The following is a 15,795-nucleotide window of genomic DNA, read 5'->3' as shown; positions in this document are numbered from 1 at the left end:
CAATCGATTCCCGCGAAGGGGAATTGGTGGGAGCGGAACCGCCGTCCCGGATTCGATCCGGGACGGCGGTTTCCAGGTCAATCGTGCTCGCGGTCTCCGGCGCCCATGTAAAGCTCGCTGCCGGTTTCCCTGAACACCTTGCTCATTTCGGCCATCCCCGCCTCCGCTTCGGAAATGGCGAGCATGCCCCCTTCTTCGGCGGCGATGAAGCCGGTCGAAGGCTGGTTCTGCTTCGCCGCGAAGTCCCGCACTTCCTGGCTGATCTTCATCGAGCAGAACTTCGGCCCGCACATCGAGCAGAAATGCGCGGACTTGGCGCCTTCGGCCGGGAGCGTCTGGTCGTGGTACTGTTCGGCCGTGTCGGGATCGAGGCTGAGGTTGAACTGGTCGCGCCAGCGGAATTCGAAACGGGCGCGGGACAGTGCATCGTCGCGGACCTTGGCGGCCGGGTGCCCCTTGGCCAGATCGGCGGCATGGGCGGCCAGCTTGTAGGTGACGACGCCGACTTTCACGTCATCGCGGTCCGGCAGGCCAAGGTGTTCCTTGGGCGTGACGTAGCAGAGCATCGCCGTGCCGTACCAGCCGATCATGGCCGCGCCGATGCCGCTGGTGATATGGTCGTAGCCCGGCGCAATGTCGGTCACCAGCGGCCCGAGGGTGTAGAACGGCGCCTCGCCGCAGGCCTCAAGCTGCTTGTCCATGTTCTCCTTCACCTTGTGCATCGGCACATGGCCCGGCCCCTCGATCATCACCTGAACGTCCTGCGCCCAGGCGCGCTTGGTGAGTTCGCCCAGGGTGTAGAGTTCGGCGAACTGCGCCTCGTCATTGGCGTCCGCGATCGAGCCGGGGCGCAGGCCGTCACCGAGCGAGTAGGCGACGTCGTAGGCCTTCATGATCTCGGTAATCTCGTCGAAGCGTTCGTAGAGGAACGATTCCCTGTGATGGGCAAGGCACCACTTGGCCATGATCGAGCCGCCGCGGCTGACGATGCCGGTCACGCGCTTGGCGGCGAGCGGCACGAACGGCAGGCGCACGCCGGCGTGGATGGTGAAGTAGTCCACGCCCTGCTCGGCCTGTTCGATCAGGGTGTCACGGAACACCTCCCAGGTCAGGTCCTCGGCAATGCCGCCGACCTTTTCCAGCGCCTGATAGATCGGCACGGTGCCGATCGGCACGGGGCTGTTGCGGATGATCCATTCGCGGGTGTCGTGGATGTTGCGCCCGGTGGAGAGGTCCATCACCGTGTCCGCACCCCAGCGGATCGACCAGACCATCTTGTCCACCTCGCTCGCCACGTCCGAGGCGACGGCGGAATTGCCGATATTGGCGTTGATCTTGACCAGGAAATTGCGGCCGATCGCCATCGGCTCGGATTCGGGGTGGTTGATGTTGGAGGGAATGATGGCGCGACCACGAGCCACTTCCTCGCGCACGAATTCGGGGGTTACGTAGTCCGGGATGGCGGCGCCCCAGTCTTGCCCGTCGCGCGCATATTCCTTCAGCATCGCCCGGCCGAGGTTCTCCCGCTCGGCGACGTATTCCATCTCCGGCGTGATGATGCCGCGGCGAGCATAGTGCATCTGGCTGACGTTCATGCCTGCCTTCGCGCGCAGCGGGCGTTTCACCACGTTGGGGAAGGCCGGGACGCCGCCCGAACGATCCGGGCCGAGCTGGCCGTTATCCTCGGGCTTCACTGCGCGGGCGTCGTATTCCTCGACATCGCCGCGTGCCACGATCCATTCGCGGCGCTTGGCGGCAAGGCCCGCTGCAATATCGATGGTGACGTTCGGATCGGTGTAGGGACCGGAAGTGTCGTAGACACGCACCGGCGCCTCGCCCGATCCCGGCTCAAGGCGGATTTCCCGCATGGCAACGCCTAGCGGTCCGACGTGAATCTTCTTCGACCCACGAATGGGTCCGGTGGTAACGCCGATCTCCAGCTTGGAGTTGATGTCGGCCATAAGCGATTTTCCTTCGGCTTATGGACGAAAGAAAGGTCGCGACAGAAGTGTCCTGTGGCCCGCCCTTCCCTCCGCCCGTGTTAACGGGTTCAGGTTCAACGGGTCGGGCAGCGTGACCTGCCCCTCTCAGCCATTTGTTTCCGTCCGGCTTTCGGGATTCGAAAGCCCTGGGCACAAGCTCCCCGGGGATGGCGGGGACGATAGACGCGGCTTTTCCAGCCGTCTAGGGCCTCACAGACATGCCGATCATCTATCGCCTCGACGCGCCCGCCCGCGAAGTCGCCCGTGCCATGGGCGCCGAAGCCGGTGACGATCCCTGGCCCGGCGGTTCGGTTTCAGGCGGCGGATTCGCGCCGGTGGTGACGATGGGCCGCGAGTTCGTGGCCGGGCCGCGCCCCGAAAAGCGCCTGCCGCGCCGCATGGTGCCGCGCCTCTGGGGCGTGCCGCCACCGCCCGCCGCCTTCGACCAGCGCCGCCACGGCATCCTCACCGTGCGCAATCTCGAAAGCCCGTTCTGGATCGGCAACTTGCGCAACAGCGAGTTCCGCTGCCTGGTGCCCGCCACCGCTTTCATGGAATGGGGCAAGGCAAGCCCGACAGACGGCAAGCGCCGCCAGAACTGGTTCGGCGCGGCCGACCAGCCGATCTTCGCGATGGCGGCGGTATGGAAGGACAGCGAAGTGCCGAGTTTCGCCCTGCTCACTTGCGAGGCGAACGCCGCCTTGCGGGCGGAAGGGCGCGATACGATGCCGGTGATCCTGCCGCCCGAAGCGCACGATCTCTGGTTGCGCGGCGACTGGAAGCGCGCCGCGCAACTGGTCCTGCCCTATTCCTCCTCCCTCATGACCCTGCGAACAGCGTCCTGAGCGACGGGAGAAACCGGCTCAGATCGCCAGGATAAGGGTATCGTCGGAACGCGGGGCCGCCGGTTCGAACGAGGGCAACGGGTCGAAGCTTTCGTCCAGCAGTTCGGTTGCGCCAAGCCCTGCCAGCTTGAACTGGCCCAGCCTCCGGTCTTCCTCGCTCCGCCAGTTCTTGCTCATGTTGAGCGCGCTGACGAACAGGTCGCCATGCCGCTCGAACAGCAGGTGCGGGGCAAGCTTGATGACGCCGCCATTGTATTGGGCGGTGACGGTGCGCTTGCGGGTGATCGCCTCCATCAGCTTCAGGCGTGTTTCACTCATGGACGGCATACCGGATAGGATTGGACAGGACTGTTGTGCACCGCAGCATAATGCCGGACCCGGCCGCCAGATGCAAGTCCGGCGCCGTCACTGCCGGAGAACTCCCGACGGATCAGGCCCACGCCGGGACGATGGTGCGGCGGCGCGGGCTTGACTCACATTCTCTATCAATTAAGTTGAGAATACACCCAAGGGGGAGCGATGGTCGGTCGCCCCTGCGTTCAATTCAGGTGCCGACCCGCGGCTTTTGATCGGGATGCAGCTTGCTCCGCGTCACCAACAGCTAAAGCGCACGATGCCCGGGCGACCGCGCCAGCATCGTGATTCCCTCCTCATGAGGTGAAACGATGCGCATGAACATGATCCAGACCTGAGGCCGAAAACCGGAGCCCAGACTTGTGGGCCCGGCCTTCCCGCGCCGCTCCCGGCCCCCGCAGGGGCCGGCTGTTCCGGCACGCGCCATTTCCACGATCGGAACGTTCGTCACGCGCCGGCAGATGCCCGCGCCATGATACTTGGGGTAATTCCATGCATGTCTTCACAAGGGCAGCGCTGCTGCTTGCCGCGTCCTCGCTCGCCACGTCCGCGCTCACCACAGGCGCCATGGCGCAGGAAGCCAGAATAAACGGGGCCGAGGTGTTCACCGGCAGGGTCGGCCTCACCCGCGCCGATTCCGCCCCCGCTTTTCCGGCGCCGCCGCAGGCGCCCAAGGGCGCGCCGAACGTACTGCTGGTCCTGCTCGACGATGCGGGCTTCGCGGCAACTTCTGCCTTCGGCGGCGTGCCCCGCACCCCCGCGCTGGAAAAACTGGCGGCGGAAGGGCTTCGCTACAACCGCTTCCATACCACCGCGATCTGCTCGCCCACGCGCGCATCGCTGCTGACCGGGCGCAACCAGCATCAGGTCGGCTTCGGCAACCTTGCCGACATTCCCGCCGGTTTCCCAGCCTACAACACAATCTGGAAGGCCGAGACCGCCTCGATCGCCCGCATCCTGCAAGGCAACGGCTATTCCACCGCCGCCTTCGGCAAGTGGCACAATACGCCCAAGTGGGAGATTTCCTCGGCCGGGCCGTTCAACCACTGGCCGACCGGGCTGGGCTTCGACCATTTCTACGGCTTCATGTCCGGCGAGGACAACCAGTGGGAGCCGCACCTCTACAACGACACCACCGCGATTCCCGCCCCGGCCACACCCGAGCAGGGCTACCACCTCACCACCGATCTGGTGAACAAGGCGGTCGGCTGGGTGGACGAACATGACGCGCTGGCCCCGCAGAAGCCCTATTTCCTCTATTTCGCCACCGGCGCGGTCCATACCCCGCACCATGTCCCGCAGGAGTGGATCGACCGTAACAAGGGCCGCTTCGACGGCGGCTGGGACAAATACCGCGAGGAGACTTTCGCCCGCCAGAAGAAGCTCGGCATCATTCCCGCCGATGCCAGGCTGACACCCCGGCCCGAGGGCATTCCGGCATGGTCCAGCCTCTCGGCCGACGAACGCAAGCTCTATGCCCGGCAGATGGAGATCTACTCCGCCTTCGTGGAACAGACCGACTACGAAGTGGGGCGCCTGATCCAGACCCTGCGCGCGCGGCCGGGCGGCGACAACCTGCTGGTGGTCTACGTCGTGGGCGACAATGGCGGCAGCGCAGAGGGCGGGATCGAGGGCCGGATCACCAACGAAGGCGCCTCCGCCAGCGGCGCGCCGCACGACCTGCCGACCCAGCTTGCCCATATCGATGCGCTGGGCGGGCCGGAACTTTCCAACCACTACGGCGCGGGCTGGGCCTGGGCCACCACCACGCCGTTCCAGTGGATGAAGCAGGTCGCCTCGCACTTCGGCGGCACGCGCAATCCGCTGATCGTCTCGTGGCCCGGCCACACCAGCCAGCCGGGTGCCGTGCGCAGCCAGTTCGGCCACGTCAACGACATCGCGCCGACCATCCTCGACGCCGCGCACATCGCCTTCCCCACCGAAGTGGACGGCGTGAAGCAGACGCCTTTCGCCGGCCACAGCCTGCTCGCCACCTTCACCAACCCCAAGGCACCCGAAGAGCATACCGAGCAGTATTTCGAGATCTTCGGCAACCGCGCCATCTACAAGCAGGGCTGGGTTGCCGCCGCCAAGCGCAACTACCGCCCGTGGGAACTGCTGGAGAACCTCCAGCGCGTGTTCCTCGACGATCCCGGGAACGACCGCTGGGAACTCTACGACGTCGCGCACGACTTCAGCGAAAGCAAGGACCTCGCCGCCACGAACCCGGCCAAGCTGGAGGAACTCAAGGCCGAGTTCGTCAAGGAAGGCCAGCGCAACGGCGTCTTCCCGCTCGTCCCGCTGCCGATGGGCGTGCCGACACTGCTCGATCCCAAGCGCAGGAGCTTCGTCTATCAGGCGGATATCGGCCCGCTTCCGCAGAATGCCGTCCCGGACCTATCGAAGGCACATAGCCTGACGGTCGCGATCAAGGGCAATGCCGCCGCCGGACAGGGCGCTCTGGTGGCAGAGGGCGGAAGGCTGGGCGGCTTCGTGCTCTATGCCAAGGACGGGCAGCTGGTCTTCGAGAACAACGCCTACGGCCTGCGCCGGGACCGCGTGGTCTCCGCCACGAAGCTACCGCAAGGCGCGGCGACCGTGGGCTACGAATTCGTGCCCGCCCAGCCCCCCGGCGGACAGGCCCCCGGCGGACAGGGCGCGTTCTTCTCCCGGCCCGCTTCGGGAACGATCCGGCTCTTCGTGAACGGCCAGCCGGTGGGAGAGGGCAGGATCGCGGACTTCCCGACCAGCATCGGCGCGTTTTCGGAGAGCTTCGATATCGGGCAAGACCGGAACTCGCCGGTCGGCTCGGAAGCGGCGGCACGCCAGCCCTACAGCGAGGTGCTCGGCGAGACGCGGCTGGAATTGAAATGAAACGGCACGTCGTCCCGGACCAGGTCTGGCCGGATCAGGTCTGGCCGGATCATGCCCGGGACGACGCCCTGTTCGGCATCAGCCCAGCAGTTCCGCCATCTCCACCACGCGCTTCTCGCGCGCGCTGAGTTCCGCCGCCGCGCCGATGGCCACGGCCATCAGGCCGTCGCGCGCGGTCACCTGAACCTCGCCCTCGCCGCGAACGGCGCGGGCAAAGGCTTCATGCTGATAGAACGTCGCGCCGTGGTGCGAACCGGCATCCATCGCCGCCTCGTCCACCGCGACATGCCAGCGCTCGACCGACTTCGGCCCCGGCCACGGCACGCGCGGCGACCAGACGAGATCGCCCGGCGGGATCAGCACGTCGAGACGGCCCTTGTCGCCGGTGGCGCTCATCTCTTCCTGATGCTCGGCGCCTTCCGCGAACATGCACAGGTCCAGCAGCGCGCGGGTGCCGTCGGCAAAATCGACGGTGGTGAAGCTGTTGTCGATGATGTCCGGCTGGCGGCCGTCATAGCGCTCTTCGATATGGTTCACGTCCATGGCGCCCGAGCAATAGACACGCACCGGCTCCGAACGGGTGATGAGCCGCATGAGGTCGAAGAAGTGGCAGCACTTCTCCACCATGGTGCCGCCGGTATTGGCCGAGAAGCGGTTCCAGTCCCGCACCTTCACCAGGAACGGGAAGCGATGCTCGCGGATCGAGAGCATCTGCAAACGGCCGACCTTGCCGCCGTGAATCTCGTCGATGAAGGCCTTGGCGGGCGGCATGAAGCGATATTCCATGCCGGTCCAGAACAGGCCCTTGCGCGCCTCTGCCCGCTCGACCACCCAGCGCGCATCGTCCATCGTGGTGCAGAGCGGCTTTTCGCAGAGGATCGCCACGTCGCTGTCCAGCAGCGGCTCCAGCACCGCGCGGTGCGTGAAGTTGGGCGAGACCACCACCACGGCATCGAGGCCCGCGTTTTCGATCATGCTGGCGCTATCGGCGAATTCCCGGACGCCTTCGGCCTTGTCGCCCAGGGCATCCTTCGCCCAGCCGAGCGAGGTCGGCTCAGGGTCGGCGATGGCGACCACTTCGGCGCCTTCGAGGATATTGAGGTTGTGGATGTGCTCCACACCCATCATCCCGGTTCCGACAATTCCGTAACGCAGCGTCTCTACCATTTCGCAACTCCGTGTGCCATGTGGCGACCCATGACTTCCCCCACGACGACGCGCCTATCGGCCCAATCCGTCCCGCTCGGCAAGAGCGGAATTTCCGTTTTTCCGATTGCCTGGGGCATGTGGCGGCTCGCCCGCCCCGACGGCAACGACGATATCGGCGCCATCGTCGCCCGCATCGAGGCGGCGCTTGAAGCGGGAATCACCCTGTTCGATACCGCCGACATCTACGGCTGCGACGCCGCGCTCGGCTTCGGCGGCGCGGAACTGCTGCTGGGCAAGGCGCTGGCCCTGCGCCCCGACCTTCGCGAGCGGATGACGATCGCCACCAAGGGCGGCATCGTGCTGGGCGTGCCTTACGATTCGAGCCCCGACTATCTGAACAAGGCCCTTGAAGCCTCGCTCGAACGGCTCGGCCTGCCTTCGGTCGAACTCTACCAGATCCACCGCCGCGACTTCCTGGCCCACCCGCGCGACGTGGCGGCCACCCTGGCTGCCATGGTCAAGAGCGGCAAGGTCAAGGCCATCGGCGTTTCCAACTACAGCCCCGCCGAATTCGACGCGCTCCAGACCTACCTGCCCTTCCCCATCGTCTCGACCCAGCCCGAATTCTCGGCCGCCCGTTATGCGCCGCTCTATGACGGCACGCTCGATCAGGCGATGGCCCGCGACGTGGCGGTGCTGGCATGGTCGCCACTTGGTGGCGGCCGCCTTGCCGCGGATTCGGAAGACCCGGTGGCGAAGCTGGTAGCCGCACAGGGCGAGCGCTACGGCACCGATGCCGCCGCCGCCGCGCTGTCGTGGATCATGGCGCACCCCTCGCGCGCGATCCCCATCGTCGGTTCGCAGACCCCCGAACGCATTCTCGCCTCGCGCGATGCGCTCAAGGTCGAATGGACCGCATCCGAATGGTACGCGGTGCTCGAAGCATCGATGGGAGCGCGCCTGCCGTGACACTGGACCCTTGCGAGATCAGCTGGTTTTCGGCGCTCTGCGACGATGACTACGAGTTCCTCGGCCAGCCGGACCCCATGCTGCGCTCCAGCTGGGAACACTGCCGCAATATCGTGACTGCCGCCGAGGAAGGCGGGTTCGACAATGTGCTGCTGCCTTCCGGCTATGCGCTCGGGATAGACACCACCGCCTTCGCCGCCGCCATCGCCACGCAGGTCCGCCGTATCAAGCTGCTGATGGCGGTGCGCATCGGCGAGATGTGGCCCGCCCAGCTTGCCCGCCAGATCGCCACGATCGACCAGATTCTTGGCCAAAGGAACGGGGGCGGCCGCCTCAACATCAACATCATCTCCAGCGAGATGCCGGGTGAAACGCTGGATGGCGGCGCCCGCTACGAGCGCACGACCGAGGCCATCGAGATCCTGCGCACGCTGCTGTCGGGTCAGTCGCTCGACCATCAGGGCCGCTTCTGGAACCTCAGACTGGATGCCCCGCGCATGATCGCGCCGGGTTCGAAGTGCCCGCCGCTCTACTTCGGCGGCCTCTCCGAACCCGCCCGCGAAGTCGCCGCCAAGGGCTGCGACGTCTATCTCATGTGGCCGGACCGCATGGAAGCGGTAAAGGAAACCATCGCCGACATGCGCACCCGCGCCGCGAAGTATGGCCGCACCTTGCGCTTCGGCTACCGCGTCCACGTGATCGTGCGCGAGACCGAAGCCGATGCGCGCGATGCGGCGAACCGCCTGCTCTCGCGCCTCGACGCGGCAGAGGGCGCCGCGATCCGTGCCCGCTCGCTCGATTCCCAGTCGGTGGGCGTACAGGCTCAGGCTGCGCTTCGCGAAACCGCCAGCGACGACGGCTATGCCGAGGACAACCTCTGGACCGGCATCGGCCGTGCCCGCTCGGGCTGCGGCGCGGCGATCGTCGGCGATCCGGATCAGGTCCTGGCGAAACTGCAGGCCTATCGCGAGGCCGGGATCGATGCCTTCATCCTCTCGGGCTATCCGCATGCGGCAGAGGCGGACCTGTTCGCACGGCACGTGCTGCCCCGGATCGATCACGGGCCCCTGGCGCTTTAGGAACAAGGGAGAGGCAGGGGGCCGAACACCCCCTGCCTCTCCCTTGCCGCCCTAGAATTTCTTGTTCGCCCCTGCCCCTCGCCATCGCTAGACGATCCGCGATGCAGAAATCCCCCAAAACCCGGATGCGCCGCGCATGACCCTCTCCCCGCGCCGCCGCTGGCTGCTGTTCACGCTGGCCCTGACGGCGGGCGTGCTCAATCTCGTGGACCGCCAGATCATCTCGGTACTGAAGCCGACGATCGCCGCCGACCTCGGCTGGAGCGACGACGACTACGGCACCCTGGCCGCCTGGTTCCAGGCGGGCGCGGCGTTCGGCTTCCTCGCAGCGGGCTGGATCGTCGACCGGCTGGGCGCGAAGTGGGCCAACGCGGCAGGTGTGGCGGCATGGTCGCTGGCGGCGATGACGCATGGGTGGGCGCACAGTTTCAGCCAGTTCGTGCTCTGCCGCATCGGGCTTGGCGCCACGGAATCGATGGGCACGCCGGCGAACGTGAAGACCATTGCAACGATCTTCCCGCCGAACCTGCGCTCCATCGGATTTGGGCTTTCCAACGCGATGAACAGCCTTGGCGCGATCCTCGCGCCGCTGGCGATCCCGCTGGTGGCGGCGGTCTGGGGCTGGCGCGCGGCTTTCGTGCTGGCGGGCGTGGTCGGGCTGTTCTGGGTCGCGGCGTGGCTGGCCGCCTCGCGCGGGGTGGATTTTGGCGACCGGCAGCCCGGCGTTTCCGGCAATCTCGTTTCGGGCGACAAGCTGTTCCTCAAGGAAGGCCGCACCTGGACGATCGCTCTCGCCAAGGTGCTCTCGGACGCGACCTGGTGGCTCATGCTGTTCTGGATGCCGGACTATTTCAACCGGCAGTTCGGCCTTTCCGGCACCGAACTCGGCCCGCCGCTGGCGCTGGCCTACTGCGGTTCGGCCGCGGGTTCGCTGATCTCCGGCTTCGCGGCGAACCGCCTGCTGTCGAGCGGCTGGAGCGCCAACCGCACGCGCAAGACCCTGATGCTGATATCGGCGCTTTGCGTGGTGCCGGTGCCGCTGGCCCTTCACGTGGACGGCTATTGGCCCGCGGTGGGCCTGATGGCACTGACCCTGGCCGGACACCAGGGCTTCTCGACCAATCTGTTCGGCCTGATCGCCGACGTGACGCCGCGCCACAAGGTGGGCCGGGTAACCGGATTCGGCGCTTTCTGCGGCAATCTGGGCGGCACCGCGATCAGCAAGATCGCCGGTCTCGTTCTGGCAGCCGGGCTCGGCTACGGGCCGCTGTTCGCCTTTGCGGCCGTTTCCTACCTGCTGGCGCTGGGCTGGATCCAGCTTACCATGCCCCGCATCGTCCCGGCAGAGGACGCCGGTTCGTCTCTCGCATAGGGCGACTAAAGGAAAACTATCTTTCTCAACCGAAACGGTTGAGTATAGCTCCGCGGGTTCCAGGGAGATCCAAATGACAATGACCCCGCTCCGCGCCGCCCGCACCCTGCTGCTGGCTTCCGCGGTCCTGTTCCCGGCAACTGCTTATGCCGATGAAGCCGCCGAACCCGCTTCCGGCGAGATCGTCGTGACCGCGCGCTACCGCGACGAATCGCTCCAGCAGGTGCCGATCGCCATTACCGCCGTCAGCGGCGAATCGCTCAACGACCGGGCGATCCACAACCTGCAGGACCTGAGCGCCTCGGTCCCCTCGATCGATTTCCGCAACGGCGCCTCCAACAAGGACCGCACCGTCTTCGTCCGCGGCGTGGGCACGATCAGCACGTCGCCGGGCGTCGAATCCTCCGTTTCGACAGTTCTCGACGGTGTCGTCCTGACCCGTCCGGGGCAGGCGACGCTCGACGTGGGCGAAGTCTCGCGGATCGAAGTGCTGCGCGGACCGCAGGGCACGCTGTTCGGCAAGAACGCCTCGGCCGGCGTCATCAGCGTCGTCACCGCCGCGCCTTCGCAGGAATTCCACGCCTATGCCGAGGGATCGGCCACCACGGACGAGGAATACCGCATCAAGGCAGGCGTGACCGGCGGCATCGCCCCGAACGTCTCGGCCCGGATCGACGGCCTCTACGCCAACTATGACGGCAACGTGCGCAACGTCACCACCGGCAACGAAGTGAACGGCTACGAGCGTTACGGCGCCCGCGCCAAGATCGAGGCGACGCCGACCGACAACCTGAAGCTCACGCTTTCGGGTGACTACCTCCATTCGCACGACACCACGCCGAGCGGCGTCTACGCGCGCACCAGCCAGATCGCCTATCCGACCGGCACCGTCACCGATTCCGCCGCGCTTGCCGCATTCCTCGCCGGCAAGGGCATCACGCCCGGCAGCGAGAACCGCGAAGTCAGCACCAACTTCGACACCGACGTGCGCGACAAGAACTATGGCGGCTCGCTGACGGCCGAGTGGGGCCTGGGCGATTACACGGTGACCTCGATCACCGCCTATCGCGAGTGGAAGAACCGCCAGCACCAGGATTACGACGCGCTGTCCGAACTTTCCGCGACCTTCCCCGAAGGTGAGGATTACGGCACCGTCAACAACAAGCAGTTCTCGCAGGAACTGCGCCTGACCTCGCCCAAGGGCAAGTTCATCGACTATGTCGTGGGCGCCTATTACCTCCACGCCAAGACCGACGAGGTTTATACCCGCACGCTCACCCGCCTGATCTCCGGTGCGGAGAACACCGTTTCGGGCGTGGCGAACTACGGCGTCACCAGTGACAACTACGCCGTGTTCGGCGAAGCCAACGTGAACTTCACCTCCTGGCTGCGCGCCATCGCGGGCTACCGTTCGACCTGGGACGATCTCAGCTACTACCACGTCCGCACGTCCAGCAACGACCCGACGAACTCGGGCGCGACCGCGCTCGACGTGGCAGGCATCCGCGCCTACCACAATTCGGCAGGCTCGACCTCGAAGCGCGGCGATTCCTATCGCGGCGGCCTCCAGCTGGACTTCGCGGCGAACAACCAGGCCTATTTCACCTACTCGCGCGGGTACAAGGGCCCGGCCTACAATGCCTATTTCAACATGCGCTCGCTTAACGCGACCACGCCGCTGGACGAAATCGCGCTGAAGCCGGAAACCTCGGATTCGTTCGAAGGCGGGATCAAGGGCTCGGCGGTGGACCGCAAGATCACTTACGCGCTGGCCGTCTATTCCACCAAGTTCCACAACTACCAGGCCAACTACAACGACGTGGTCGGCGGGGCGCAGGTCACGCGTCTCATCAACGCCGGCACCGTCCAGACCAAGGGCGTGGAACTCGACTTCGGCGTGCGCCCGATCCCGGGCCTCTCGCTCGACACCTCGGTGGCCTATACCGACGCCAAGGTGCTGAACTTCATCTGCCCCGAAGGCGCTCCGTCGAGCTGCAACATCAACGGCGAAGTCCTTCCCTTCGCACCGAAGTGGAAGCTCTACAGCAATGCGGCCTATCGCTTCGCGCTGTCGGATTCGATCGACCTCGAATTCCAGTCCGACATCACACTCAAGAGCCGCACGCAGTACCAGCTGACGCAGACGCCGGGCACGATCCAGCCGGGCTACTACATCTGGAACGGCAGCGTCGCCCTGATCGGCACGAACGACGGGTGGCAACTGCGCGGTTTCGTGAAGAACATCACGAACCAGAGCTACTCGAACTTCCTCGCCAACGGCACGCTCGCCGGCATCGTCCGCTATGTCCCGCGTGACGACAAGCGCTACGGCGGCATCATGCTGCGCAAGGACTTCTGAGGAAAAGAAGGCCCGGGGGAATCGTCTCCCGGGCCTTTCTTCCGTCTTACAGACCCTCGCCGCCCACCCAGTGCGCATCCGCCAGATAGCGCGCGAGATTCCAGACCTGCCGCCGGATATCCGGCACCGCGACGATCTCCCACGCCTCGCCCTTGGTAACGGGGCCCACCGCGAAGAGCGTATCCTGCGGCTCTCCGTCGATATCGCGCACCCGGCCGAGATGATCGACATCGAGCCCCAGCCTGTGCGCGTCGGAGCGCACCTTGCCCTGCGCCAGAAGGTCCTTCACCAGCGGCGCGCCGCTGCGCATCAGGTCTCCTTCCGGGCCGGTGCAGTTGATCGTGCGCGATACGCCCAGCCGCACCAGTTCGTCCTTCCCGCGCGGACGATAGGCCACCGAGACCCCGCTTTCGGTCGGCTCTGCGCTCACGAGTTTGCCTGCGACGAACTCCAGCCGGCCTTCCGCCTCGATCTCGGCGATGCGCTTCGCCACGTCAGGCGCTAGACGGTGGCGATGGACATCCCAATAGGGACGCAAGTGATGCAGGAACCGCCGCTGCCCCGCCTCGTCGTGGCGGCGCCAGAGGTTCTGGGTGTGCGGCCGCAGCTCGTCCACAGCCGCGCGCCAGCCGATTTCCGCCGCCCGCGCACGCACCCGGCGCACGAGCTGCGATCCGCGTTCCTCGGGCGCGGGAACGTAATCCACCGACGGCCCGCTCTCGGCATGGGCAAGCGGCTTGAGCCCGCGCCGCGAAAGCGCGGTAATCCTGCCCTTGAACCCGGCCTTGTCGAGCGAAAGCACCATGTCGGCGGCGGTAAGGCCGGTGCCGATCAGGAGGACATGATCGACCTCCTCGATCTTCTCCAGCGTGCCGGGCTGCCACGGGTCGGTGAAGCGGCGATCCTCGGGTATGGTGGCCAGCACCGGATGAGGCGAAGGCGGGAAATTGCCGAGGGCAAGCACCAGGGCCCGCGCCTCGATCTCGTCCCCGTCCGCCATCTCCACCAGGACGCGGCCATCCTCGAAGCGGGCCGAACAGGCTTCGGCATTGACGATCAGCGCGTTCGGCCCCGCTTCCGCCAGCGCCCGGATGAGCAGCTCGCGCAAGTAGAGCCCATAGGACAGGCGCGGCACGAAGCGGTTCGCCTGCTCGTCGCCGCTATGGCCGATCCAGCGCAGGAAATTCGCCTGGTCGTCCGGGAAGGCGCTCATGTTGGCGGCGCGCACGTTGAGCAGGTGCTCCGGCCAGCGGGTGCCGAAGGCGAGCCCCTTGGCAAGCTGGGCATCCTTGCGCTCGATCAGGACGACGCGGACGCCGTTGCGCAGGAGGTTGATCGCCATCAGGGTTCCGCTGAACCCCGCGCCGACGATCGCGACGGGAAGCGCGCCGTTTCCATTCCGATTATTCAAGGGCAAGCTCCGTGGCGTATTCTGTGCGATGCCTGTCTAGCGAAGGCATCGGCCTATTATCAACTAAATTGGTTGAGAATATGACATAACGGTTTGGACGGCAGACGAGCCGCCTGCGAACGCCAGCTTAGCAGTCCTTGCGCGAAGGCCAACCTCTCGCCATCTGCCCATGGGTGACAGATCTCCCCGAACTGCTGGAAGCGATCCGCGCCTGCCGGGCCTGCCGGCGCGTGCTGCCGCATGAACCGCGCCCGGTGGTGCAGGCGGGACGCGGCGCGCGCATTCTCGTGATCGGACAGGCACCGGGGAGCAAGGTCCACGCCAGCGGCCGGGCCTGGGATGACGACAGCGGCGACCGGCTGCGGGAGTGGACCGGGATCGATCCCGCGACATTCTACGCCCCGGACCGGATCGCCCACATGCCCAGCGGCTTCTGCTATCCCGGCAAGGGCAAGGGCGGAGACCTGCCGCCCCGCCCCGAATGCGCCCCGCTCTGGCACGATCGCCTGCGCGCGGCGCTGCCCGATGTGCGGCTCACCCTGCTGGTCGGCCAATATGCGCAGAAACGTTACCTTCCGCGCCATTTCGCGCCGAACCTGACCGAAGCGGTCCATCGCTGGCAGGAAGCGCCGGAGGGGTTCTTTCCGCTGCCTCACCCCGCCTGGCGCAGCCGCATCTGGATGGCGCGCCATGCATGGTTCGAAGCGGAAGTGCTGCCGGACCTGCAGGCCCGCGTCAGACATGTGCTGAAAAAGGATCTGCCGGTGGGGTCAGGCTAGGTCGTAAACTAGGCGGAATGCACCGGCAGCGTGTGGTCCCCCTCGCCAAGCTGGCGCTGCATCACGAAGACGTCGAGCCACTTGCCATGCTTCCAGCCCGCGCCGTCAAGCGTGCCGACGGGCCGGAAACCGGCCCTTGCGTGAAGCACGACCGAGGCCGGTTCGCTTTCCGCGATCACCGCGAAGGCCTGCCGGAAGCCGCGCTTCTCGCATTCTTCCAGCAAGGCGTTGAGCAGTCTTCCGCCGATCCCCCGGCCCACGCTTTCCGGCCGGACATAGATCGTGGTCTCGACACTGTAGAGATAACCCGCGCGCGGACCGTAGCGGTGAGCGAAACCGAAACCGAGCACTCGCCCTTCGCCTGCCTCGTCATCGGAATCGGCGCGGACGACAAGAAAAGGATAACCCGCATCGACGATATCGCGAATGCGGCGTTCACTTTCCATGATGTCAGGCGGTTCTGTCTCGAAAGTCGCGGTGCTTTCGATCACATAGTGAGCGTAGATCTCGGCAATGGCTGCAGCATCTTCGATCGAAGCACCGCAGACGGTCAATTCCTCGGTCATTGTCATGACAATGCCGCAAAGCACCCGCCCTGCCAAGTTGCAGCAGGCACAACCTG

Annotated in this window: 12 protein-coding genes; 7 read left to right on the top strand and 5 right to left on the bottom strand. The window is 66.1% G+C overall.

The window, feature by feature from the left end; genetic code table 11:
- Positions 1–77: 77 nt before the first annotated feature.
- Positions 78–1,961: a phosphomethylpyrimidine synthase ThiC gene (gene thiC, locus ACLIMP_RS05910; protein ID WP_324698155.1), complete on the bottom strand. Its 1,884-nt coding sequence runs from the start codon at positions 1,959–1,961 to the stop codon at positions 78–80.
- A 239-nt stretch (positions 1,962–2,200) separates the two neighbouring features.
- Between thiC and ACLIMP_RS05905 the strand changes: the two genes are divergently transcribed.
- Complete coding sequence (locus ACLIMP_RS05905; protein WP_132469918.1) at positions 2,201–2,827, top strand: SOS response-associated peptidase family protein; 627 nt, start codon at positions 2,201–2,203, stop codon at positions 2,825–2,827.
- Positions 2,828–2,845: 18 nt separating this feature from the next.
- On the opposite strand, the gene ACLIMP_RS05900 is transcribed toward ACLIMP_RS05905, so the two are convergent.
- Entirely contained in the window at positions 2,846–3,145 is a 300-nt protein-coding gene (locus tag ACLIMP_RS05900; RefSeq protein ID WP_054436495.1) for a hypothetical protein, read from the bottom strand.
- Between the two features lie 528 nt (positions 3,146–3,673).
- Here ACLIMP_RS05900 and ACLIMP_RS05895 point away from each other — a divergent pair.
- A complete protein-coding gene (locus ACLIMP_RS05895) occupies positions 3,674–6,055 on the top strand; it encodes an arylsulfatase (protein WP_443478105.1) in 2,382 nt (793 codons plus the stop codon).
- Between the two features lie 78 nt (positions 6,056–6,133).
- Here ACLIMP_RS05895 and ACLIMP_RS05890 read toward each other — a convergent pair whose 3' ends face one another.
- Positions 6,134–7,222: a Gfo/Idh/MocA family protein gene (locus ACLIMP_RS05890; RefSeq protein WP_185998019.1), complete on the bottom strand. Its 1,089-nt coding sequence runs from the start codon at positions 7,220–7,222 to the stop codon at positions 6,134–6,136.
- 30 nt (positions 7,223–7,252) lie between these two features.
- On the opposite strand from ACLIMP_RS05890, the gene ACLIMP_RS05885 reads away from it, so the two are divergent.
- The 4 genes from ACLIMP_RS05885 to ACLIMP_RS05870 all read left to right on the top strand — a co-directional run bounded on the left by ACLIMP_RS05885 (position 7,253) and on the right by ACLIMP_RS05870 (position 12,983).
- Positions 7,253–8,173, top strand: coding sequence for an aldo/keto reductase (locus ACLIMP_RS05885; RefSeq protein ID WP_324698148.1), 921 nt, complete (start codon positions 7,253–7,255; stop codon positions 8,171–8,173).
- Positions 8,170–9,252 carry an LLM class flavin-dependent oxidoreductase gene (locus ACLIMP_RS05880; protein ID WP_324698146.1) on the top strand — a complete coding sequence of 361 codons (1,083 nt, stop codon included), beginning with the start codon at positions 8,170–8,172 and terminating at the stop codon, positions 9,250–9,252. The genes ACLIMP_RS05885 and ACLIMP_RS05880 overlap by 4 nt, the downstream gene beginning before the upstream one ends.
- Before the next feature lie 136 nt (positions 9,253–9,388).
- A complete protein-coding gene (locus ACLIMP_RS05875) occupies positions 9,389–10,624 on the top strand; it encodes an MFS transporter (protein WP_132469919.1) in 1,236 nt (411 codons plus the stop codon).
- A gap of 73 nt (positions 10,625–10,697) precedes the next feature.
- Entirely contained in the window at positions 10,698–12,983 is a 2,286-nt protein-coding gene (locus ACLIMP_RS05870; RefSeq protein WP_054436499.1) for a TonB-dependent receptor, read from the top strand.
- 46 nt (positions 12,984–13,029) lie between these two features.
- On the opposite strand, the gene ACLIMP_RS05865 is transcribed toward ACLIMP_RS05870, so the two are convergent.
- Positions 13,030–14,394: an FAD/NAD(P)-binding protein gene (locus tag ACLIMP_RS05865; RefSeq protein ID WP_324698144.1), complete on the bottom strand. Its 1,365-nt coding sequence runs from the start codon at positions 14,392–14,394 to the stop codon at positions 13,030–13,032.
- Positions 14,395–14,567: 173 nt separating this feature from the next.
- Here ACLIMP_RS05865 and ACLIMP_RS05860 point away from each other — a divergent pair, with 173 nt between their 5' ends.
- Positions 14,568–15,173, top strand: coding sequence for a uracil-DNA glycosylase family protein (locus ACLIMP_RS05860; protein WP_443478104.1), 606 nt, complete (start codon positions 14,568–14,570; stop codon positions 15,171–15,173).
- Between the two features lie 8 nt (positions 15,174–15,181).
- Here ACLIMP_RS05860 and ACLIMP_RS05855 read toward each other — a convergent pair whose 3' ends face one another.
- Positions 15,182–15,745, bottom strand: coding sequence for a GNAT family N-acetyltransferase (locus ACLIMP_RS05855; RefSeq protein WP_231635784.1), 564 nt, complete (start codon positions 15,743–15,745; stop codon positions 15,182–15,184).
- Positions 15,746–15,795 lie beyond the last annotated feature (50 nt).

Source organism: Novosphingobium aeonii, assembly GCF_052279045.1.
Lineage (GTDB): Bacteria > Pseudomonadota > Alphaproteobacteria > Sphingomonadales > Sphingomonadaceae > Novosphingobium.
Note: the sequence above shows the minus strand (reverse complement) of the source record. Positions and strands in the feature narration are given on the sequence as shown.